This window comes from Curtobacterium guangdongense, from assembly GCF_049341845.1.
Taxonomy (GTDB): domain Bacteria; phylum Actinomycetota; class Actinomycetes; order Actinomycetales; family Microbacteriaceae; genus Curtobacterium; species Curtobacterium guangdongense.
This window is the reverse complement of the sequence record NZ_JBMPIT010000008.1, coordinates 74,864-96,422: the sequence shown is the minus strand read 5'-3', so window position 1 is coordinate 96,422 and position 21,559 is coordinate 74,864. Positions and strand designations below refer to the sequence as shown.

Sequence of the window (21,559 nt, the reverse complement as noted above, 5' to 3'; positions counted from 1 at the left end):
CGGTGCACCGACGAGGCCGGCGCACCGCTGTGGAGGAACTACCCCTTGATCGCGATGTTCACGAGCTTCGGCGCCCGCACGATGACCTTCACGATCTCGCGGTCCCCGATGTACCGCTGCACGTTCGCGGACGCGCGCGCGAGGGCCTCGAGCTCCGCCGGGTCGATCGACTTCGACACCTCGAACGAGTCGCGCACCTTGCCGTTGACCTGCACGACGGCCGTCAACGACTCCTGCACGAGCAGCGTCGGGTCGGCCTTCCGCCACCCGTAGGTCGCGACGGAGCCCTCGTAGCCGAGCTTCTCCCACATCTCCTCACCGGCGTACGGCGCGAAGACGCTCAGCCCGAGCGCGATGGTCTCGACGGCCTCGCGCACGGCAGGGTCACCGGCGCCCGGACCGTTGTCGATCGCCTTGCGGGTCACGTTGACCAGGTCCATCAGTCGCGCGATCACGACGTTGAACTTGAACGACTCCATCAGCCCCGGGGAGTCGGCGAGGAACCGGTGGGTGACCTGCCGCAGGGCACGGTCACCGTCCGCCCAGACCGCGTCCGGCGTCGAGGTGACGTCGGTCGCGAGGCGGTAGGCGCGGGCCAGGAAGCGGGCGGACGCGGCCGGCGAGACGTCCTCCCAGTTGATGTCGTCCTCCGGCGGACCGGCGAAGCCCATCACCATGCGGATGGCGTCGACACCGTGCGCGTCGAGTTCGTCACCGAGCGAGACTCCGCCCTTGGACTTCGACATCTTCGAGCCGCCGGACAGCACCATGCCCTGGTTCAGCAGCGCCGAGAACGGCTCGGTGAAGTCGAGGTAGCCCAGGTCGAACAGGACCTTCGTGACGAAGCGTGCGTAGAGCAGGTGCAGGATCGCGTGCTCGACACCGCCGATGTACTGATCGACCGGCGCCCATTTGTTGACGAGCGAGGGGTCGAACGCCTGCGTGTCGTCGTTCGCCGACAGGAACCGCAGGAAGTACCACGACGAGTCCACGAACGTGTCCATGGTGTCGGCGTCACGCTTCGCCGGGGAACCGTCCACGGGGTTCGGGACGTTCACCCAGTCGGTTGCGCCACCCAGCGGCGACGTGCCCTTCGGCTTGAGGTCGAGCCCCTCGGTCGACGGCAGCACGACGGGCAGCTGGTCCTCCGGCACCGGGTACTCGGTGCCGTCCTCGCCGTGGATGATCGGGATCGGGGTACCCCAGAAGCGCTGGCGCGAGATGAGCCAGTCGCGCAGGCGGTACGTCTTGGCCGCACGGCCGGTGCCGCGCTCGTCGAGGAGCTTGATCGCCGCGGTGATCGCGTGCTGCTTCGACATGCCGTCGAGCGGCCCGGAGTTGATCATCCGGCCCTGCCCGGTCAGCGCCTCACCCGTGGCGGCCGGGTCGAGGACGGGCAGGTCGAAGTCCTCGAGGGTCGCGCCCTCGGGGATCACCGGGATCGCGCCGGTGACCGGCTGGTTCGTGTCGACGACGACCTTCACGGGCAGGTCGAACGCCCGTGCGAAGTCGAGGTCGCGCTGGTCATGCGCGGGGACGGCCATGACGGCGCCGTGGCCGTAGTCGGCGAGCACGTAGTCCGCCGCCCAGATCGGCAGGCGCTCACCCGTCAGCGGGTGGATCGCGAAGCGGTCGAGCGGGACGCCGGTCTTCGGGCGGTCGGCGTTCTGCCGGTCGATCTCGGAGGTCTTCTGCGTCGCCACCAGGTACGACTCGAACGCAGCACGGACGTCGTCGGAGACGGTCGGAGCAGCGACCAGCGATGCTGCGAGGTCGGAGTCCGGCGCCACGACGAGGAACGTCACACCGTTGATCGTGTCCGGACGCGTGGTGAACACCGTCACGGGCTCGTCGCGCCCCTCGATCACGAAGTCGACGTCGGCGCCGACCGAGCGACCGATCCAGTTGCGCTGCATCGCCAGGACCTTCGCGGGCCAACGACCCTCGAGCTGGTTGAGGTCGTCGAGCAGCCGGTCCGCGTAGTCGGTGATCTTGAAGTACCACTGCGTGAGCTTCTTCTTGACCACGACAGCGCCGGAGCGGTCCGAGGTGCCGTCCGGCAGGACCTGCTCGTTCGCGAGCACGGTCTGGTCCACCGGGTCCCAGTTGACCCAGCTGTCCTTGCGGTAGGCCAGGCCCTTCTCGTACATCTTCAGGAACAGCCACTGGTTCCACTTGTAGTACTCGGGGTCCGAGGTGTGGATCTCCGTCGTCCAGTCGAAGGACGGCGCGTACCGCTTGAACGACGCCTTCTGCTGCTCGATGTTGGCGTAGGTCCAGTCCTTCGGGTCCACCCCGCGCTTGATCGCCGCGTTCTCGGCCGGCAGCCCGAAGGAGTCCCAGCCGATCGGGTGGAGCACGTTGAAGCCCTGCTGCCGCCAGTAGCGCGCGACGAAGTCACCGAGCGCCCAGTTCTCGGCGTGCCCCATGTGCAGGTCGCCGGACGGGTACGGGAACATCTCGAGGATGTACTTCCGGGGACGACGGTCGTCGGGGTCGACGGTGAAGAGGCCGAGCTCTTCCCATCGCCCCTGCCACTTGTCCTGGATGCGCCGGAAGTCGTAGGTGTGCGGGTCCTCGACGTGCTGCTCGATGGTCACGGAACTCTCAATCGGTCGGAAGGCGCCGGTCTGGAGGCGCGTGGAACGTCCGTCGGACATGTCCCGGTCCTCAAGATTACAAGGCACGAGCCCCACTCGCGGACGGCCCGGAGCGAACGTCCCGGGGAGGGTCAGGCCGCGATGCGGCCGTCGCGCATCCGGATGGTCCGGTCGACGAGGTCCGGCGCCACCGGCACGTGCGACACGACCACGACGGTCCGCCCTGCTGCCCGGGCGGTGGTCACGAGATCGCGCAGCACGGCGTCGCCGAGATCCGGGTCGATGTCGGCCGTCGGCTCGTCGAGCACGAGCACGGGGAACGCGTGCAGGAGTGCCCGGGCGAGCGCGAGCCGGTGCGCCTGCCCACCGGAGACCAGGGCGCCGCGCTCCCCCACGGACGCATCGAGACCACCACGGCGCTCCACCCAGACCCGGAGGCCGACCCGGTCGAGCACGCCGAGCAGGTCGTCGTCCGTCGCGGTCTCCCGCGCGAAGAGCAGGTTCTGCCGGATCGACTGGTCGAACACGAACGGGTCCTGCTCGATGAGTCCGACCCGAGCACGCACGGCGTCCGGGTGCATCGTCCGCGCCTCGACCCCGTCGATCGTGTAGCTGCCGCGGTACTCGACGAACCGCACGAGCGCGTCGACCAGTGTCGACTTGCCCGCGCCGCTCGGCCCCTGGACCACGACGACCTCACCGGGGCGCAGGTCGAACGAGACGTCGTCCACAGCGGCGTCGATTGCTCCCGGCCACCGGACGGTCAGCCCGGACACGGACAGCGCGACGGGACCGTCGACCACGAGCGACGCCGGCTCCGCATCGGCAGCGGGCTCCTGGACGATCCCGTCCGGCGTGACGGCGGGGACCACCCGCTCGACCCGGTCGGCCGCTGCACGCACCCGCCGGTACGTCAGCACCGCGAGCGGGACGGCCCCGACGACCTCGAACAGCGCGAGCGGGACGAAGACCGCGAGCGCCCAGAGTGGTCCGTCGAGCGCACCGGTGACGACCGCGGGTGCACCGGCGGCGAGGATGCCGATCACCGCGGCACCGCCGATGAGTCCGACCGACGCCCCGACGAGCGACTCGACCGTGGCCCGACGGCGGACCGCACGGGTGACGCGGGCGTCGAGCGCGGCGATGTGCGCGAGCCGTTCGTCGAGGGTGCCGTAGGCCGCGAACACGTCGAGCGTCCGCACCGTGTCCAGGACCAGGTCGGCGACGCGCCCACGGTCCGCAGCGGTCTCCTCGTCGCTGCGGCGCGCGATCGACGCGGTGACGACGGAACCGAGGACGGCGGCGAGCACGAGGGCCACGAGCAGCACGAGGGCGGCGGGGACGGACACCAGTGCGACGGCGACGACGGAGAGCAGCGCGGTCACACCGGCGGACACGAGCGGGCCGACGACGCGGATCGGCAGGTCCTGCAGCCGATCGGTGTCGGTGACCAGGCGGGTCATCAGGTCACCGCGTCCGGTGGTCCCGAGGCCAGCCGGCGCGACCGAGGCGAGCCGGCGGTACATCTCGGTGCGGACGACGGCGAGCTGCCGGAAGGACGCGTCGTGCCCGGCGAGCCGGTCCACGTACCGGAGCGCCGCCCGACCGAGCGCGAACGCCCGCACCCCGACCATGACGAGCGTCAGGTAGAGGATCGGCGGGTGTTCCGCTGCCCGGGTGATCAGGTACCCGCTCGCCGCGAGCAGGGCGACCGCGCACAGCGCGCTGAGCGAGCCGGCGGCGACCGCCTTGCCCCATCCGGCACCGCGCGGCATCGCGAGCCGCAGGACGGAGCCGCCACGAGCCTCCCGGCCGGTCACGCGTGCGCCCCGAGGACCGCGACGGCTCCACTCGCGGCGACGTCGACGCGGACGTCGGCGGCGGCGACGACCGCCGGTCGGTGGCTCGCGACGACGACCACCGCGCCGTCGGCGGCGAGCCGCCGCATCGTCGTGACCAAGTGCGCCTCCGCGTCGGCGTCGAGCGCGGACGTCGGTTCGTCGAGGAGCACGAGGCGGGTACCGGATCGACGGTGCCGGTAGAGCGCCCTGGCGACGGCGACGCGTTGCGCCTGTCCGCCGGACAGTCCGGCTCCGCCTGCGCCGACCTGGAGGCTCGGGTCGAGTCCCAGCCCCGCGTCACCGAGCGCGGTCAGCACGTCGTCGACGTCGGGCTGCTGGCCGAGGGCCACGTTCTCGGCGACGGTGCCGCGGACGAGTCGCGCGCGTTGGTCGGCCCACGCGATCCGTTCGGCCACGGTGGAACCGGCCGGACCGGGGACGACGACCGTGCCGTCGTGCGGCACGGCGCCGCGGATCGCGGCGATGAGGCTCGACTTGCCGGCACCGCTCGGACCGACGAGCGCGAGGACGGTGCCCGGGCGGGCCTCGAGGTCGACAGGTCCGATCACGGCGTCCTGGCGTCGGACGGTCACGCCGCGGAGCACGAGGTCGGTGGCGGCGGGCAGCGTCGACGGAGCAGCAGCAGGCGTGCGGTCGTCGTCGAGCACGTCGAGCACGGCTGCCGACGCCTCGACGCCGTCCTGCGCGGCGTGGAAGTCGGCACCGACCTGCCGGATCGGCGCGAAGGCCTCTGGTGCCAGCACCAGGACGAACATCGCGGCGCCGAGGCCGAGGGAGCCGTCCACGAGCCGGATGCCGATCGACACGGCGACGAGAGCGACCGAGAGGCTGGCGGCGAGCTCGAGCGCGAAGCCGCTCACGAACGACAACCGCAGCACGCCGAGGGTCCCGCGTCGGTACTCGTCCGTGACCGTGCCGATGCGGCCGACCTGCCGACGCGCACGACCGAACACCTTCAGCGTGGCGAGGCCTTCGACGGCCTCGAGGAAGGCACCGCCGAGTCGCGCCAGCGCGTCGGACTGCTTCCGCTGCAACGACTGCGTGGCGAGACCGATGAGGACCATGAAGACCGGGATGATCGGCAGCGCGCAGAGGACGACGAGCCCGCTCGTCAGGTCGCCGAGGCCGATCGCGACGAGCAGCACCGGGGTCGCGATCGCCGTGAGCGCGAGCTGGGGCAGGTAGCGCCCGAAGTAGGCGTCGAGGGCGTCGAGCCCCGGACCGAGCGTCGTCGCGAAGCCGGCGCTCGAGCGTTCCGCGAGCCATCCGGGTCCGCGTTCGGCCGCGCGCGCCAGCACGGTGCGGCGCAGCTCGCTCTTCACGGTCGCTGCGGCCCGCGCGGCGAGGTCGTCCGTCGCCCACGCCGCCACGGCACGCACGACGAACGCACCGCCGAGCAGCGCCAGCGTCGGCACGAACACCGTGGGGACGACGCCGCCGTGGTGCACGGCGTCGACCACCTCGGTGACGGCTGCGGCGATCCCCCACGCGATCGCGATGGTCGCGAGCGTGCGGAGGACCCCCGTCCCGGCCGCGGCGACGATGAAGCCGCGCGCCGAGCGGGACAGGCGGAGCAGACGCGGGTCGAGCGGCTTCATCGGCGGGGCACCTAGTGGGCGGCCGCGGTGACCTGCGCCCGCGAGACGCGCTTGCGGAACACCCAGTACGTCCACGCCTGGTAGGCGAACACGAGCGGGACGAAGACCAGTGCGACCCAGCTCATGACGGTCAGCGTGTACGTGCCGCTCGATGCGTTGTAGACCGTGAGGCTCCGTGCCACGTCGTTCGAAGCGGGCATCACGTTCGGGAAGATCGCGGTGAACATCGCGAGCACCACCGCGGCGATCGTGACCGCCATCAGCGTGAACGCCCGACCTTCCTTGCCCCATGCGTTGCAGAGCACCGCCAGGACCAGTGCGAGCGCCGCGACGACGGAGAGCACCAGCGATGCCGGGGTTGCCCGGACGAACGCCATCGACACGAGGAACGCCGCGGCGACGATGATCGTCACGATGCCGGCCCTGGTGGCGAGTCGCTTCGCACGCTCGCGGATGTCGCCCTCGGTCTTCAGCGCGATGAAGACGACGCCGTGCGTGAAGAACACCAGCAGCGTCGCGAGACCGGTCAGCAGCGCGAACGGGTTGAGCAGGTCGAACAGCGTGCCCGTGTAGTTGTGCCCGGAGTCCATCGGGATCCCGCGGACCACGTTGCCGAACGCCACGCCCCAGAGGAACGACGGCACGGCGCTGCCGACGATGATCATCAGGTCGAACGAGCGCTTCCACTGCAGCTGCTTGTTCTGGTGGCGGTACTCGAACGAGACGCCACGGGCGATGAGCGCCGCGAGGATCAGCAGCAGCGCCAGGTAGAACCCGGAGAACATCGTGGCGTACCACTCCGGGAACGCCGCGAACAGGCAGGCGCCGGCCACGATCACCCAGGTCTCGTTGAGGTCCCAGACGGGACCGATCGTGTTGATCATCACGCGACGGTCGGTGTCGTCCTTGCCGAGGAACGGCAGGGCCATGCCGACACCGAAGTCGAAGCCGTCGAGCACGAAGTAGCCGACGAAGAACACGCCGACGATGGCGAACCAGAGAACGGGGAGGTCCATGAGTCAGTACACCGTCACTTCGTGCTTGACCTCGCCGGTCTCCTCGTCCACCGCTGCCGGGGCAGCGGGACCTTCTTGTGCCACCTTCTTGATGAGCCGGAACTCGACCACCGCCAACGCGCCGTAGATCAGCGTGAAGACGACCAACGAGATCAGGACCTCGACGCCGGTCACGTTCGGGGACACCCCGTCAGCGGTCTTCAACAACCCGAACACGAGCCAGGGTTGCCGACCCATCTCGGTGAAGATCCAGCCGACGATCATCGCGGCCATCGGCAGCGGCACCGCCCAGGTGGCGATCCGCCACACCCAGCGCTGCGTCGGGAAGCGGCCCTTGCGGGTCAGCCACAGCCCGGCGAGGGCGACGAGGACCGCGCCGACACCGAGGGCGATCATCCAGCGGAACGACCAGTAGGTCACCCAGATGATCGGCTTGTAGTCGCCGGGGCCGTACACCTGCGTGTACTGCGCCTGCAGGTCGTTGATGCCCTCGACCGTGCCGTTGAAGGTGTGCGTCGAGAGGAACGACAGCAGGTACGGCACACGGATCGAGAACAGCTCGTGCACGCCGTCCGGTGTGCCGAGCGTGAAGATCGAGAACGAGGCGTCCTTGCCGGTCGCCGTGTTGTACAGCGCCTCGGCCGCGGCCATCTTCATCGGCTGCGTGTCGACCATCGTCAGCCCGAGCTGGTCGCCGGTGAGGACGGTGAGGGCACCGGCCGCGACCATCGTCCAGAGGCCGAACTTCAGCGCCGGCATCATCGTCTCGAGGTTCTGGTTGCGCGCCAGGTGGTACGACGCGACCGAGATGATCACGCCGGCGGCGACCATGAAGCACGCGAAGAGCGTGTGCGGGAACGCGGCCAGTGCGACCTTGTTCGTCAGCACCGCCCAGATGTCGGTGAGTTCCGCGCGGCCCTTGGCCTCGTTGATGACGTAGCCGACGGGGTGCTGCATGAACGCGTTCGCGGCGATGATGAAGTACGCCGACATGATCGTCCCCGCGCTGACGCACCACATGCTCGCGAGGTGCAGGCCCTTGGGCAACCGGTCCCACCCGAAGATCCAGACCCCGATGAACGCCGCCTCGAAGAAGAAGGCGAGGATCCCCTCGAGCGCGAGCGGGGCGCCGAACACATCACCGACGAACCGGGAGTAGTTCGACCAGTTCATGCCGAACTGGAACTCCTGCACGATGCCCGTCACGACGCCCATCGCGAAGTTGATGAGGAAGATCCGGCCGAAGAACCGGGTGAGCTGCAGGTAGTGCGCCCGACCGGTTCGGTACCACGCCGTCTGGAACGTCGCGACGACCACGGCCATGCCGATCGTCAACGGGACGAAGAGGAAGTGGTAGATGGTGGTCAGCCCGAACTGCCACCGGGACAGGATGAGCGGATCGAGGATGTCGTTCATGCGGCTGTACCGATCGGGAACGCCGCGCGCTGTTCGTGCACGTCAGTTGCTTCCTGTGGAAGGGGTACTTCTGGGTGTCACAACCGTTGGGACACCTCCACGGTACCGGCAGACAACGCGATTCGACAACTTGTAGAACCCTCGCTTGCACGAACGTGCACAGGTCATGAACGCGCACGATCGTGCCGAACGGATGTGCCCCGGACACGACGACAGGTGCCGGGCACACTGCCCGACACCTGTCGTTTTTGTGTTCGTCCGAGGACTAGAGCAGACCCTTGTCCTGCAGGAAGGCCTTGGCCACCGAGGCCGCGGACTTCTGCTCCACGGAGTTCTGCCGGTCGAGCTCGATGAGCGCGTCCGTGGTGAGCACCTTGTTGACCTTCTCGATCGCTGCGGTCGCCTTCGAGTCCAGCTTCGACGACACGATGGGCGTGACGTTGTTCACCGGCACGAGGTGCTTCGGGTCCTCGAGCGTGACGAGCTTCTCGGTGGCGATCGACGCGCTGGCCGAGTAGATGTCGGCGACCTGCGAGTCGCCGTCCTTGATCGCCTTGACCGTGAGCGGACCACCGGAGTCGTTCTGCTGGTTGACCTCACCGGTGATGCCGTACTTCGCCTTCAGGCCGGTCGGACCGTACGCGGCCGTGGCGAACTCGGGGTTCGCCGCGATCGAGATGGTGCCGCCGATCTTGGCGAGGTCGCCGATCGACTTGAGGTCGTACTTGTCGGCGAGCTCCTGCGTGACCGTGTAGGTGTCCGAGTCGGACGCGTCCGCGGACGGCAGGGCCTTGACGCCGGAGGGCAGTTCGTCCTTCAGGGCGGCGTTGATGCCGTCCGTCGTGGTCTCCGTCGTCGTGTCCTTCTTGTCGGACTGCAGGAGGTAGTTCAGCAGGTTGCCGTTGTACTCCGGGAACACGTCGATGTTGCCCTTGGCGACCTCGGGCCAGTAGGCCTTGCGCTGTCCGATGTTGAGCTTCTTGGTGACGGTGAAGCCGGCCTTCTCGAGCTCCTGCGCGTAGAGCTCCGCGATGATCTCGTTCGACGGGTAGGCCTGCGAGCCGACGGTGATGGTGTCCGAGGAGCCGGAGCCGCCGCCGGAGGAGAGCGGGTCGCCTGACGAGCAGCCCGCGAGGGCGATCGCGGCGGCGGTCGCGACCGCGATGGTCGCGCCGAGGCGCTTGGTGCGTGCAGTGGTCACTGGAGGGTTCCTTCCAAGGGGGTTGATGCTCGACTTTCCGAGCGGTCAGCGTCGCGCCGTCCATCACCCGCGGAGGCGGCGGTGATACCCGCCGGCACCGCGAGCCGCTGCAGGACGGCGAACACGATCTCGAAGACGATGGCGAGTGCGATCACCAGGAGCGAACCGCCGAGGACCTCTTCGTAGTCCTGGTTGGCGAGCCCGGAGAACGCGTACCCGCCGAGACCGCCCGCGTTGATGTAGGCGGCGAGCGTCGCGGTCGCGATGACCTGGAGCACCGCGGCACGGATGCCGCCGACGATGAGCGGGAGCCCGAGCGGGATCTCCACCTTCGTCAGCAGCTGCCACGTGGTCATGCCCTGCGCCCTGGCCGCGTCGATGGTCACGCGGTCGATCGCCTCGAGGCCGGAGTAGGTGCCGGCAAGGATCGACGGGATCGCGAGGATGACGAGCGAGATGAGCGGGGCTTCGATGCCGAGCCCGATCCACAGGGCGAGGATCGTCAGCAGGCCGAGCGTGGGGAGCGCCCTGACCCCGCCGGAGAACCCCACGGCGAGGCTCTTGCCGCGCCCGGTGTGCCCGATCACGAGGCCGAGGGGCACCGCGATGGCGCAGGCGATGACGATGGTGAGCAGCGTGATCCACACGTGCTCCCACAGGCGGACGGGGATGCCGTTCGCCCCGACGGAGTTGGCGGGGTCGAAGATCCAGGCGATGGCGCCGGCGAAGAGGTTCACGCGGACACCTCCCCGGTCCGGACGTCCGCCGCTGCACGACGCCGGATGCGCTTGGCGTCACGGCCGCCACCGCGGGTCCAGGGCATCACGATGCGTCCGATGAGCACCAGGAGACCGTCGATGACGAGCGCCAGGACGATCGTCAGCACGATGCCGGTCAGGATCTCGACGCTGATGCCGCGCTTGAGACCGTCGGTGAGCAGGAACCCGAGGTTCGGGATCCCGAGGAGCGCACCGACCGTGACGAGGCTGACCGTGCTCACCGCGACGACCCGGATGCCGGCGAGGAGCACGGGGCCGGCGAGGGGCAGTTCGACGCGGAAGAACCGCTGCACGGGCGAGTACCCCATGGCCGCCGCGGCGTTCAGCACCGCGGGGTCGACGGCGTCGAGCGCGTCGGCCGCGGAGCGCGCCATCAACGCGACCCCGTAGATCGTGAGCGCGATGACGACGTTCGCCGGGTCGAGGATGTTCGTCCCGAGCAACGGCGGCAACGCGAGGAAGAGCGGGAAGGACGGGATGGCGTAGAGCAGGCTCGCCACGACGATGATCGTCGAACCCGTCGCACGTGCACCTCGGCGGCCCTGGCGCAGACGGTTCACGAGCAGACCGATCGGCACCGAGAGCACGAAGCTGATGACGATCGGCGGGATCGACAGCCAGATGTGCGCGATCAGGTTCGACGTGATCGTGTCGAGGTTGCCGGTGACCCAGTTCACACGCTGTCCCGGTGCGCGGCGTCCTGCGCGGCCGGCTGCGGCACCGCGGACGCCGCGTCCACGACCTGCACCGGACCGGTGAGCACACCGGCGGCGCGTCCGTCCCCGTCGACCACGATGGGCCCGGTGGGCGTCTGCTCGACACGGAGTGCTCGACGACCGCGCCCGGCGCCGATGAAGTTCGCGACGAAGTCGTCCGCGGGCTCCGCGAGGATCTCGGCCGGCGTGCCGAGCTGCGCGATCTCGCCGCCCTTCTTCAGGATGACGACCTGGTCGCCGAGCTTGAACGCCTCGTCGATGTCGTGGGTCACGAACACGACCGTCTTGCCGAGCTCGCGCTGGAGCCGGATGAGCTCGTCCTGCAGGTCGTTGCGGACCAGCGGGTCCACCGCGCCGAACGGCTCGTCCATCAGCAGGATGTTCGGGTCGACGGCGAGCCCGCGGGCGACACCGACGCGCTGCTGCTGGCCACCCGACAACTGCGACGGGTAGCGGTCGGCGAAGGCGCGGTCGAGCCCGACCGTGTCCATGAGCTCGAGCGCCCGCGCCCTTGCTTCCTGCTTGGACACGCCGGTGAGGAGCGGAACGGTCGCGATGTTGTCGGCGACCTTGCGGTGCGGCAGCAGTCCGGCGTTCTGCATCACGTAGCCGATGCTGCGGCGGAGCTTGACGGGGTCGACGCCTGCGACGTCCTCGCCGTCGATGGAGACGGACCCCGCAGTGGGGTCGACCATCCGGTTGATCATGCGGAGCAGCGTCGTCTTCCCACAGCCACTCGAACCGACGAAGACCGTCGTGGTGCGTGATGGGATGACGAGGTCGAACCGCTCGACGGCGGCCGTGCCGTCCGGGTACGTCTTGCGCACCTGGCGGAACTCGATCATGGGTGCCCTTCTGGTAGGAGGTAGCCCGACTCCGAGTGAGAGTACCCGTCGGCACCGACACCGGTACGTCCAGGTGACGATCCGTGACGTGACCGGGCGTGTCCCGGACAGCGCCACCCGGCCGGCGGCCGGCCTGCGGACGCCGCCACGGCTCTGGAGCCGACCCCGCGCACGGCGGAGGCCGCGGACACGACAGCGCCCGCGCCTCCAGTTCGGAGGGCGGGCGCCGTTCGGATTGGTGACCGGTGGTCAGGAGGCGGCGATCACCGATTCCAGGTACGTCTTGTTCATGACGCGGTACGCCTCGATGAGCGCGGTGTCCGGGTGCTGGCGGTCCTGGTGCGCCCGGGCGAGCACGGCGTGTCCGGACTCGGCGAGGACGACCCACGCTCGCGCGACGGCGTCGTTCTCCGGCAGACCGAACCGCTCGCGCATGATCGCGCCGACGGCCCCGCCGAGGGCGCCCATGCGGTCCTCTTCGTCGCCGACCCCGGAGTCTGCGGCGTCACCGAAGCGGATCGCGCGGAAGCCCGGCTCGGTCCGGTACATCTCGCTCGTCATGTCGATGAGCGCGTCGCAGGCGTCCTGCCAGGTCGTCGCGCCGCTGGTGTCGAGGGCCTCGACGAACCGGGACGCCAGGCGCTGCGTGCAGCGGATGGCGAGCGCCTCGACGACGGCGATGCGGTCCGGGAAGTACCGGTAGACGGTGCCGATGGACGCCCCCGCCCGCTCGGCGACCATGGCAGTGGTGAGCCGCTCGAAGCCGATCTCGTCGATCACCGCGGCTGCGGCGTCGAGGAGCCCGGCGAGGCGCGCCGAACTGCGGGCTTGGACCGGCTCGTTCCTGAGCAGTGATGATCCCCCCGGCAGTGCGTTCGAAACCTCGGTGACGAGCACGTGTTCTCCTTCTCGCGGCGACCGCGGGCTGATTGTGTGACGGGGCAACTCTCGCAGAGCCCGGCTGGAATCCCGCTGCGATTCTCCGGGTGTCGAGTGCGTCGTGCCCATCCTCCACCCCTCCGTGGGATGATGGGCCGATGCCCGACCCGACGTCCCACGAACCGTCGCTGGCCGAGCCGATCCTGCATCGTGCCGCCCGGATCGAGGACGCCGTGCAGGAGTTCCGTGAACAGCGCGCCCGCCGGCGCGGCCTCGTGCCGACCGTCATCCCGTACACCGGGTACGGCGCGCCCGGGTGGATCCGAGTGCTCTGCCGGGTGCTGCTGACCCGTCGAGGTCTCGCCTCGGACGCGGCGTACACGGGTGTCCGCGGCTGGCGGACGTTCACGAGCGTGGCGGTCGACCACGCCGAGGTGACCATCACCGCCGGCGGGGTCACCCACACCGTGCAGTCCGACCGCGGCGGCGTGGTGGACACCATCGTCCCGATCGACCTCGAACCGGGCTGGCAGACCATCCGACTGTCCGCCGGTGGGCAGCGCGACGCCGAGGCGGACGTCTTCGTCGTGCACCCGGACACGCGGTTCGGACTGCTGTCGGACATCGACGACACCGTGATGGTGACCTCGCTCCCCCGCCCGATGCTGGCCGCGTGGAACTCCTTCGTCCTCACCGAGCACGCGCGCCGCCCGGTCCCCGGCATGTCCGTCCTCTACGAGCGCGTGCTCGCGCAGCACCCCGGATCGCCGACGGTGTACCTGTCCACCGGTGCGTGGAACGTCGGGCCGACGCTGCAGCGCTTCCTGACCAGGAACATGTACCCGTCCGGCACCCTGCTCCTCACCGACTGGGGTCCCACCCACGACCGCTTCTTCCGGAGCGGGCAGCTGCACAAGCACGAGAACCTCCGGCGGCTCGCCCGCGACTTCCCGGACATCAAATGGCTCCTCGTCGGGGACGACGGGCAGCATGACGAGACCCTGTACGGCGACTTCGCCCGCGAGCATCCGGACAACGTCGCCGGGGTCGCGATCCGGCAGCTGTCCACGAGCGAAGCCGTCCTCGCCGGTGGACGATCCCGGGCCCAGGAACGGTCCCGGGAGTCCGCCGCGCCGTGGGTCTACGCCCCGGACGGCGCCGGGCTCTGGACCGAGCTCGCCCGCGTCGGGATCACCGAGCTCGACTAGACCTGCGCGCACTCTCAGTCGGGGGCGCATGACGCCGGTGGAACATCGGCGGTCAGTGGTTCGATCAGGGGCATGGCGCAACGCATCGAGGACCACGCGATCATCGGGGACTGCTACACGGCCGCGCTGGTGGACCGTGCCGGCTCGATCGACTGGGCATGTCTCCCCCGCTTCGACAGCCCCTCGACGTTCGCGTCCCTGCTGGGCAACGAGCACGACGGGCACTGGACGCTCCGACCGACCGACCCCGACGCCACCGCCGAACGCCGGTACGACGAGGACACCCTCGTCCTGACGACGATCTGGACCACGTCCACCGGGATCGTCGAGGTCACCGACTTCATGCCGATCGGCGCGCACCGGGCATCGGTCGTCCGGCGGGTCAGGGGGCTCAGGGGCGAGGTCGAGGTCCGACAGGCCCTGCGCATCCGGTTCGACTACGCCCGGGCGCTCCCCTGGGTCCGCCAGGTCGGCGACGACGACGACCCCGCGCTCGTCGCGACGGCCGGCCCGGGGTCGGTCATCGTCCGCGGCGTCCGGTTCCACGCCGACGACCACCGCCACGTCGCGACCCGCACGGTGCACGACGGCGACGTGCTCGACACCGTGCTGACCTGGTACCCATCGCACCGCGAGCCGCCGGAGGAACTCGACGTCGACGAGGCACTGCAGCGGACCAAGCAGTGGTGGCACGACTGGACCGGCACCGCCCGTGTCGGAGGCCGGTACGCCGACGCCACCCGCCGGTCGCTGCTCTTCCTCCGTGCGATGACCCACGCCGAGACCGGCGGCGTCGTCGCCGCGGCCACCACGAGCTTGCCGGAGGACCCGGGCGGCGAACGCAACTGGGACTACCGATACGTCTGGCTCCGCGACGCCTCACTGGCGCTCGCGTCGCTGATCGCCCACGGGTACCAGGACGAGGCGAAGCACTGGCGCGGCTGGCTGCTCCGCGCGATCGCGGGCGACCCAGCCGATGTGCAGATCATGTACGGCATCGCCGGCGAACGCGAGCTCCCGGAGCGCGAGCTCGACCACCTCGCCGGGTACGCGGGATCGAAGCCCGTGCGGGTCGGGAACGGCGCGTACACGCAGTACCAGGGCGACGTGTTCGGTGAGGTGCTCGCGGCGCTCCACGACGCCCGCGAGCTCGGCGTCGAGGAGAACGCCGACTCGTGGGCGCTGCAGCGGGCCCTGCTCGGCTACGTCGAGCAGCACTGGCAGGAGCCCGACAACGGCATCTGGGAGATGCGCGGTCCCCGACGGAGCTTCACGCATTCGCGGGCGATGATCTGGGCGGCGTTCGACCGAGGGGTCGCCGCGGTCGAGGAGTTCGGGCTCGAAGGGCCCGTCGACCGCTGGCGACAGCTCCGCGACGCCGTCCGTGCGGAGATCGACGAGCACGGGTGGAACGCCGAACGCGGGTCCTTCCGGCAGCACTACGACACCGACGAGGTGGACGCGAGCCTGCTCGTCCTGCCCCAGATCGGCTACTGCAAGGCCACCGACCCGCGGATGCTCGGGACCGTCGCCGCGATCGAGGAGGACCTCCGCGTCGGTTCGGACGGACTCGTCCTGCGCTACCGCACCACTGCGGGGTTCGACGGGCTGAGCGGCAGTGAACACCCGTTCTTGGCGTGCTCGTTCTGGCTGGTCGAGCAGTACGCGGCATCGGGGCGCATCGAGGACGCCGAACGGCTCATGGACGTGCTCGTCGGGTACGCCAACGACGTCGGCATGCTCTCGGAGGAGATCGACGTCGCGACGAGGCACCACATCGGCAACACGCCGCAGGCGCTGTCGCACCTCACGCTGGTTGCCGCGGCGGACGCGATCGAACGTGCCCGCGGCAAGGCGACGGGGCACCGCACCCGGATCCCCCAGCACGACGGCGGCACGCGTTCGTGGACCGGCGAGGGCGAGCGCGCGGGCACTCCCGCCTGATCTGCCCCGGGCCGTGCCGTGGGTCGTTTCGCGCGTAGGAAGCGGATTCGCGCGTAGGAGGTCGGAATTTCCGACCTCCTACGCGCGAATCGACCTCCCACGCGCGATTCGGCCACCCGCGTCACGCACGCAGACGACGGACGGGAGGCACGGTGCCAGCTGGCACCGCGCCTCCCGTCCGTGTGTGGTCCGGATCAGGGCGTCAGGACGACGACTCCCAGTCCGCCGGACCGCGCGAACCCGCGCGGTACTCCTCGAGCGGGACCTCGTTCGCCTTCCAGGCGGCGACGACCGGCTCCACGATCTCCCAGCACCGCTCCGCGACGTCGCCGCGGATCGAGAGCAGCGGGTCGTCGTGGAAGATGCCGTTCAGCACCTCGCCGTACGGCGTCAGCTCGCCGTCGCTGAAGGACGACGACAGCGTGACCTGGCCCATCTCGAACGGGTTGCCCCCGCCGTTCGCCGACACGGTCAGCTCGATCTCGTCCGGGTTCAGGACGATGCGCAGCGTGTCCGTCTTCGGGCGACCGGTCAGGCCGGAGGGCAGGCGCGGAACCGGCTTGAAGGTGATCAGCACCTCCTTGCGGCTCGCTCCGAGCGCCTTGCCGGAACGCAGCGTGAAGGGGACGCCCTTCCAGCGGGCGGTGTCGACCTCGACCGAGATCTCGGCCAGCGTCTCGGTCTGACGGCCCGGCTCGACGCCCTGCTCGTCCTGGTAGGACGGGAGCTCCTTGCCGTCGATCGTGCCGGCCGTGTAGACGGCACGGCGCGAGGCGATCTTCGCGTCGTCGCCCTTCAGCCGGGTCGAGCGCAGCGCGCGGGCGAGGGACGAGCGGAATTCGACGGCGTCGATGGCCGCCGGGGCGTCCATCGTCACCAGGCCGAGGATCTGCAGCAGGTGCGACTGGATCATGTCCACCATCGCGCCGGCCTCGTCGTAGTACTGCGCACGGTTCTCGAGGCCGAGGGTCTCGTCGTAGAAGATGTCGACCTTCTCGATGTTCTCCGCGTTCCAGATCGGCTCGAACAGGCGGTTCGCGAATCGCAGACCGATGATGTTCAGGACCGTGGTGCGACCGAGGAAGTGATCGGTGCGGTGCACGCGCTCTTCGGGGACGATCTTGAGGACCGTCTCGTTGAGGGCCTTGGCGCTGGCGACGTCGGTCCCGAATGGCTTCTCGAACGCCAGGGTCGTGCCCTCGGGGAGGTCGACCGACTGCAGGGCCTCGCAGATGTCCGACGCGATCTGCGGCGGGAGCGCGAAGTACAGGATCGGCTCGTTCTCGGCGGCGTCGAGCAGCGCCTTGAGGTGCTTCGGGTCGGTCGGGTCGCCCTGGATGAAGATCGTCGACTCGATGGTCGCGTCGACCTCGGGTCCCTTGACGTCCTGCGAGGCGAAGGACTTCGTGACGATGTCCTTCCACTTCTCCGGGGTGCGCTCACTGCGGCCCGTGCCGATCAGCTGGACGGGGACGGCACGGCCGCTCTGCAGGAACGTGCCGAGGCCCGGCAGGAGCAGGCGGGAGGCGAGGTCGCCCGTCGCACCGAAGATGATGAGTGTGCGCTTGTCGGTCACCGGTGGTGACTCCTTTCGCGTGGTGGATGGGTCCGCATGGCTGCAAGCCGTACACGGGCCGGTTGATTCCCTGATGAGCGGCGGGCTGCGCGCGCTCTCATGGAGGTCGTCCGGACGCAGTTCGGGCGGCACCGCAGTTGGTGCCGCCCGAAGCGCGTCTGTCGTGGGTCAGTGCCCGAAGTTGCCGCGGTAGTACTCGAAGACCCAGCCGACCAGCGTCACGGCGACGAGCGCCAGACCGATCGGGACGATCCAGAGGCCGGCTGCGACACCGAGGAAGCAGATCGACGTCGACGCGGCGAGGAGGATGGGCCACCACGACCACGGGCTGAAGTGCCCGAGCTCGGCGTCGCCGTCCTCGATGTTGGCGTCCTGGCGGTCTTCCGGCAGGTCCCCGCCCTGGGCGGAGAGCACGCGGCCGAGGTAGAACGCGATGAACGCGGACATGAGCCCGACCAGGCCGATACCGACCGTGCCGACCGGTTCCCAGCCGCCGTTGTGGGCGAGGGCGAACCAGATCGTGTACGCGGCGTCCGCGAGGATGAAGAACCCGAAGAGGATCCAGAACAGGTTGACGTTGGCGCGCATCGCCTTACTTCACCTCGCCCTTCGCGGCGTCGTAGGTCGGGGCATCGGGAGCGTCCTTCGCGGGACCCACACCGATCGGCACACCCGCTTCGGGGTGGTTCAGGTCGAACGCCGGGGACTCCGAACGGATCCGCGGGATCGACGTGAAGTTGTGCCGCGGCGGCGGGCAGCTGGTCGCCCACTCGAGCGAGCGGCCGTAGCCCCACGGGTCGTTCACGGCCACCTTCGGGGCGTTCCGCGCGGTGACGTAGACGTTGAAGATGAACGGCAGGAACGAGATGCCGAGGATCATCGCGCCGATGGTCGACAGCTGGTTCATCCAGGTGAAGCCGTCGTTCGGCAGGTACGTCGCGTACCGACGCGGCATGCCGATGACGCCCAGCCAGTGCTGGATGAGGAACGTCGTGTGGAAGCCGATGAACAGCAGCCAGAAGTGGATCTTGCCGAGGCGCTCGTTGAGCATGCGACCCGTCCACTTCGGCCACCAGAAGTAGAAGCCGGAGAACATCGCGAACACGACGGTGCCGAAGACCACGTAGTGGAAGTGCGCGACGACGAAGTACGAGTCCGACACGTGGAAGTCGAGCGGCGGAGAAGCCAGGATGACACCCGTCAGGCCACCGAACGTGAAGGTGATCAGGAAGCCGATCGCCCAGAGGATCGGGGTCTCGAAGGTCACCGAGCCACGCCACATCGTGCCGACCCAGTTGAAGATCTTCACGCCGGTCGGGACCGCGATGAGCATCGTCATGAGCGAGAACCACGGCAGCAGCACCGAACCGGTGACGTACATGTGGTGCGCCCAGACCGTGACCGACAGGGCCGCGATGGAGATGGTCGCGTAGACGAGGGTCTTGTACCCGAAGATCGGCTTGCGGCTGAAGACCGGGAAGACCTCGGAGACGATGCCGAAGAACGGCAGCGCGATGATGTACACCTCTGGGTGGCCGAAGAACCAGAAGAGGTGCTGCCAGAGCAGGGCTCCACCGTTCGCGGGGTTGAACACCTGGGCGTCGAACACCCGGTCGAGACCGAGTCCGAACAGCGCAGCGGCGAGGACCGGGAAGGCCATGAGCACGAGGAGCGACGTCACGAGGGTGTTCCACGTGAAGATCGACATGCGGAACATGGTCATGCCGGGGGCGCGCATCGTGATGATCGTCGTGATGAAGTTCACCGCACCGAGGATCGTCGAGAAGCCGGTCAGGCCGAGCCCGAAGACCCACAACGTGCCACCGAGCCCTGGTGTGAACGTGGTGTCACTGAGTGGCGCGTAGGCGAACCAGCCGAACGATGCCGCACCCTGCGGGGTGAGGAAGCCGCCGACGGCGATGAGGCCACCGAAGAAGTAGAGCCAGAACGCGAAGCCGTTCAGACGCGGGAACGCGACGTCCGGCGCACCGATCTGCAGCGGCATGATGGCGTTCGCGAAGCCCGAGAACAGCGGCGTCGCGAACAGCAGCAGCATGATCGTGCCGTGCATCGTGAAGAGCTGGTTGTACTGCTCCTTCGTCGCCACGAGCTGCAGCCCGGGCTCGAAGAGCTGCGCACGGATGACGAGTGCCATCACGCCGGCGAGCAGGAAGTACAGGAACGACGTGATCAGGTACATGTACCCGATCGTCTTGTGGTCCGTGGAGGTGATCCACCGGACGATGATGTTGCCCTTCCGACCGACCTTCGACGCCTGGAAGTCCGGCGTCGAGGTGCTGGTCGGTTGGCCGACGAATGACGTGGTCATCTGGCGAGCCCCTACTTGTCGTCCGACGCCGTGACGGGCGCCTTGTTGTCAGGCTGGTTCGTGTTGGTGTTGTACTCGTCGCCGAGCAGGCCCACCTTGCCCTGGTCCTTGAGGGTGTCGAGGTACGCCTCGTACTTGGCGGGCGACACGACCTTCACCTGGAAGAGCATGAGGGAGTGGTACTCGCCGCAGAGCTCGGCGCACTTGCCCTGGTACGTGCCTTCCTTCTGCGGGATGAAGTACTCGTAGTTCGTCTTCCCGGGGAGCATGTCCTTCTTGTACAGGAAGTCGATGATCCAGAAGGAGTGGTCGACGTCGCGGGAGTCGAGCTCGATCTTGACCTTCTTGCCGACGGGCAGGTAGAGGGTCGGGAGCTGCGACTCGTCGATCGCGCCGTTCTTGTTCTCTTCTTCCTGGGCCTGGATGCCCTGGTAGTAGACGCTCTTCGACGGGTCGTTCTGGTCGATGTAGTTGAAGTCCCACGCCCAGCGCTTGCCGTAGACGTGCACCGTGGTGTCCGGCTGCGCGAACGGCTCCTCGATCGCGGCCTGGTCCTTGGCGGTGAAGGCGAAGAAGCCCAGTACGAGGATGAGCGGCACGATCGTGTAGAAGATCTCGAGCGGCATGTTGTAGCGCATCTGCACCGGGAGGCCGGTCTGGCCCTTCCGACGGCGGTAGACGATCGCCGCCCAGATGATCAGGCCCCACACGATGAGACCGACGGCGAGGAGCACGATCCAGCTGGTGGTCCACAGGCCGACGATGCGGCTGGTGTGGTTCGTGACGTCCTTCGTCTCATCGGTGCCCGGCAGCCAACCGTTGAGCTGCTGCTGCGAGCAACCCGCCAGTGCGATGACCAGACCGACGGCCACCGGGACGGCCGCCCAACGTATACGGCGATTCGAACGCACTGTTACCTCTCGGAATGACGTGAACCCGGAGCGCAGTTTCGTCGAAGACCGACGCGAGGCGCACGAAGGCGTCTCTTGGCTGGCTCCCAGCTTGGTTGGAACACTCCTAGCTTACTCGCAGCTGGTGACGCCTCGTGCACGCCCGACACACCCTCGGGCCCGATCCGACCGTGTCCGACTCGGTTTTTCCCTGGTCATCGCGGCCCTCGGAACACGGAAAACGCGAGCGGGGAGCAACCGTGTCGGTCGCTCCCCGCTCGCGTCGTCGGAACGGCTCCAGGTCAGTGGAAGCTGTCACCGCACGCACAGCTGCCCTGCGCGTTGGGGTTGTCGATGGTGAAGCCCTGCTTCTGGATGGTGTCCTCGAAGTCGATCGTCGCGCCGTCGAGGTACGGGACGCTCATCTTGTCGACGACGACCTCGACCCCGTCGAACTCGGCGGTGGCGTCACCGTCGAGCAGACGCTCGTCGAAGTAGAGCTGGTAGATCAGCCCGGAGCAGCCGCCCGGCTGGACGGCGAGGCGCAGACGGAGATCGTCGCGGCCTTCCTGCTCGAGGAGGCTCGCCACCTTCCCCGCCGCGGCGTCGCTGAGCAGGACCCCGTGCGACGACGGTGCCGTCGCGGCCGTTGTCACGGTGGTCGCTTCGGTCCCTGTGGTGATGGTGTCGCTCACTGGCG

General features: G+C 68.9%; 17 protein-coding genes. 2 read left to right on the top strand and 15 right to left on the bottom strand.

Annotated elements, in window-relative coordinates; all coding sequences use genetic code 11:
- Positions 1 to 38 precede the first annotated feature (38 nt).
- From leuS to ACO0E1_RS14115, 10 genes are all read right to left on the bottom strand, one after another.
- Positions 39 to 2,600: a leucine--tRNA ligase gene (gene leuS / locus ACO0E1_RS14160; protein ID WP_422874783.1), complete on the bottom strand. Its 2,562-nt coding sequence runs from the start codon at positions 2,598 to 2,600 to the stop codon at positions 39 to 41.
- A 131-nt stretch (positions 2,601 to 2,731) separates the two neighbouring features.
- Positions 2,732 to 4,420 (bottom strand): thiol reductant ABC exporter subunit CydC, encoded by a 1,689-nt coding sequence (gene cydC / locus ACO0E1_RS14155; protein ID WP_422874782.1) that lies wholly within the window; start codon positions 4,418 to 4,420, stop codon positions 2,732 to 2,734.
- Positions 4,417 to 6,060, bottom strand: a complete 1,644-nt coding sequence (gene cydD / locus ACO0E1_RS14150) for a thiol reductant ABC exporter subunit CydD (RefSeq protein WP_422874781.1) — start codon at positions 6,058 to 6,060, stop codon at positions 4,417 to 4,419. Before cydD ends, cydC begins: the two co-directional genes overlap by 4 nt.
- 11 nt (positions 6,061 to 6,071) lie before the next feature.
- Positions 6,072 to 7,076, bottom strand: coding sequence for a cytochrome d ubiquinol oxidase subunit II (cydB, locus tag ACO0E1_RS14145; protein ID WP_422874780.1), 1,005 nt, complete (start codon positions 7,074 to 7,076; stop codon positions 6,072 to 6,074).
- Positions 7,077 to 7,079: 3 nt separating this feature from the next.
- A complete protein-coding gene (locus ACO0E1_RS14140; protein ID WP_422874779.1) occupies positions 7,080 to 8,492 on the bottom strand; it encodes a cytochrome ubiquinol oxidase subunit I in 1,413 nt (470 codons plus the stop codon).
- 265 nt (positions 8,493 to 8,757) lie between these two features.
- Positions 8,758 to 9,693: an ABC transporter substrate-binding protein gene (locus ACO0E1_RS14135; protein WP_422874778.1), complete on the bottom strand. Its 936-nt coding sequence runs from the start codon at positions 9,691 to 9,693 to the stop codon at positions 8,758 to 8,760.
- Positions 9,690 to 10,430 carry an ABC transporter permease gene (locus ACO0E1_RS14130; protein WP_422874777.1) on the bottom strand — a complete coding sequence of 247 codons (741 nt, stop codon included), beginning with the start codon at positions 10,428 to 10,430 and terminating at the stop codon, positions 9,690 to 9,692. Before ACO0E1_RS14130 ends, ACO0E1_RS14135 begins: the two co-directional genes overlap by 4 nt.
- Positions 10,427 to 11,149 (bottom strand): ABC transporter permease, encoded by a 723-nt coding sequence (locus ACO0E1_RS14125; RefSeq protein WP_422874776.1) that lies wholly within the window; start codon positions 11,147 to 11,149, stop codon positions 10,427 to 10,429. Before ACO0E1_RS14125 ends, ACO0E1_RS14130 begins: the two co-directional genes overlap by 4 nt.
- A complete protein-coding gene (locus ACO0E1_RS14120; protein WP_422874775.1) occupies positions 11,146 to 12,033 on the bottom strand; it encodes an ABC transporter ATP-binding protein in 888 nt (295 codons plus the stop codon). Before ACO0E1_RS14120 ends, ACO0E1_RS14125 begins: the two co-directional genes overlap by 4 nt.
- 249 nt (positions 12,034 to 12,282) lie before the next feature.
- Positions 12,283 to 12,930 carry a TetR/AcrR family transcriptional regulator gene (locus ACO0E1_RS14115; RefSeq protein ID WP_422874774.1) on the bottom strand — a complete coding sequence of 216 codons (648 nt, stop codon included), beginning with the start codon at positions 12,928 to 12,930 and terminating at the stop codon, positions 12,283 to 12,285.
- Between the two features lie 140 nt (positions 12,931 to 13,070).
- On the opposite strand from ACO0E1_RS14115, the gene ACO0E1_RS14110 reads away from it, so the two are divergent.
- Positions 13,071 to 14,120 (top strand): App1 family protein, encoded by a 1,050-nt coding sequence (locus ACO0E1_RS14110; protein ID WP_281264207.1) that lies wholly within the window; start codon positions 13,071 to 13,073, stop codon positions 14,118 to 14,120.
- Between the two features lie 72 nt (positions 14,121 to 14,192).
- Entirely contained in the window at positions 14,193 to 16,064 is a 1,872-nt protein-coding gene (locus ACO0E1_RS14105) for a glycoside hydrolase family 15 protein (protein WP_422874773.1), read from the top strand.
- Positions 16,065 to 16,266: 202 nt separating this feature from the next.
- On the opposite strand, the gene ACO0E1_RS14100 is transcribed toward ACO0E1_RS14105, so the two are convergent.
- The 5 genes from ACO0E1_RS14100 to ACO0E1_RS14080 form a co-directional block, all read right to left on the bottom strand.
- A complete protein-coding gene (locus ACO0E1_RS14100; RefSeq protein ID WP_402728457.1) occupies positions 16,267 to 17,640 on the bottom strand; it encodes a glucose-6-phosphate dehydrogenase in 1,374 nt (457 codons plus the stop codon).
- Between the two features lie 168 nt (positions 17,641 to 17,808).
- Positions 17,809 to 18,228 (bottom strand): cytochrome c oxidase subunit 4, encoded by a 420-nt coding sequence (locus ACO0E1_RS14095; protein WP_281264204.1) that lies wholly within the window; start codon positions 18,226 to 18,228, stop codon positions 17,809 to 17,811.
- A gap of 4 nt (positions 18,229 to 18,232) precedes the next feature.
- Complete coding sequence (gene ctaD / locus ACO0E1_RS14090) at positions 18,233 to 19,969, bottom strand: aa3-type cytochrome oxidase subunit I (protein ID WP_413602180.1); 1,737 nt, start codon at positions 19,967 to 19,969, stop codon at positions 18,233 to 18,235.
- 11 nt (positions 19,970 to 19,980) lie between these two features.
- Positions 19,981 to 20,880, bottom strand: a complete 900-nt coding sequence (ctaC, locus tag ACO0E1_RS14085; protein ID WP_422874772.1) for an aa3-type cytochrome oxidase subunit II — start codon at positions 20,878 to 20,880, stop codon at positions 19,981 to 19,983.
- A gap of 281 nt (positions 20,881 to 21,161) precedes the next feature.
- Positions 21,162 to 21,542, bottom strand: coding sequence for a HesB/IscA family protein (locus tag ACO0E1_RS14080; RefSeq protein WP_422874876.1), 381 nt, complete (start codon positions 21,540 to 21,542; stop codon positions 21,162 to 21,164).
- Positions 21,543 to 21,559 lie beyond the last annotated feature (17 nt).

Coding starts and splice junctions, on each gene's coding strand:
- ACO0E1_RS14105 (WP_422874773.1), top strand. CDS start 14,193: ATGGCGCAACGCATCGAGGACCACGCGATCATCGGGGACTGCTACACG.
- ctaD (WP_413602180.1), bottom strand. CDS start 19,969: ATGACCACGTCATTCGTCGGCCAACCGACCAGCACCTCGACGCCGGAC.
- ACO0E1_RS14140 (WP_422874779.1), bottom strand. CDS start 8,492: ATGAACGACATCCTCGATCCGCTCATCCTGTCCCGGTGGCAGTTCGGG.
- ACO0E1_RS14120 (WP_422874775.1), bottom strand. CDS start 12,033: ATGATCGAGTTCCGCCAGGTGCGCAAGACGTACCCGGACGGCACGGCC.
- ACO0E1_RS14110 (WP_281264207.1), top strand. CDS start 13,071: ATGCCCGACCCGACGTCCCACGAACCGTCGCTGGCCGAGCCGATCCTG.
- ACO0E1_RS14095 (WP_281264204.1), bottom strand. CDS start 18,228: ATGCGCGCCAACGTCAACCTGTTCTGGATCCTCTTCGGGTTCTTCATC.
- cydD (WP_422874781.1), bottom strand. CDS start 6,060: ATGAAGCCGCTCGACCCGCGTCTGCTCCGCCTGTCCCGCTCGGCGCGC.
- cydB (WP_422874780.1), bottom strand. CDS start 7,076: ATGGACCTCCCCGTTCTCTGGTTCGCCATCGTCGGCGTGTTCTTCGTC.